We start from the raw sequence: 403 nt of genomic DNA on the forward strand, positions 1-403 counted from the left end.
GGACCGCCGCAGTAGAATTATCGAGGCCTCCGTCTGTCACCGGCCTGTCATAACGCTGCGCTACCCGCTTGCGCCAAAGCAAACGGGGAATCACCTTGCCATGACGGACGTTTCCGGAGATCTGGTTTTTCGCCGCGGCAAGGAAGTTGGAAAAGCCGTCTACCAGAATCGCCCGCTGTCGAAGGCCGGCATGTCGGAGCGGCTCTTCGCCTTCCTGTTTTCCGGCCTCGTCTATCCGCAGATCTGGGAAGACCCCGATGTCGACATGGAGGCCATGCAGCTCGGCGCCGGCCACCGCATCGTCACCATCGCCTCGGGCGGCTGCAACATCCTTGCATATCTCACTCGTTCGCCCGAACGGATCGACGCCGTCGACCTCAACGCCGCCCATATCGCGCTGAAC

General features: G+C 61.8%; 1 protein-coding gene. It reads left to right on the top strand.

Going from position 1 to position 403, the window contains the following annotated elements; genetic code table 11:
• Nucleotides 1-49: 49 nt before the first annotated feature.
• Nucleotides 50-403, top strand: a 354-nt coding sequence (locus EOA29_RS40600) for a DUF3419 family protein (RefSeq protein WP_127222617.1), incomplete at its 3' end; no start/stop codon positions are given.

The organism is Mesorhizobium sp. M1E.F.Ca.ET.063.01.1.1 (assembly GCF_003998155.1).
Taxonomy (GTDB): domain Bacteria; phylum Pseudomonadota; class Alphaproteobacteria; order Rhizobiales; family Rhizobiaceae; genus Mesorhizobium.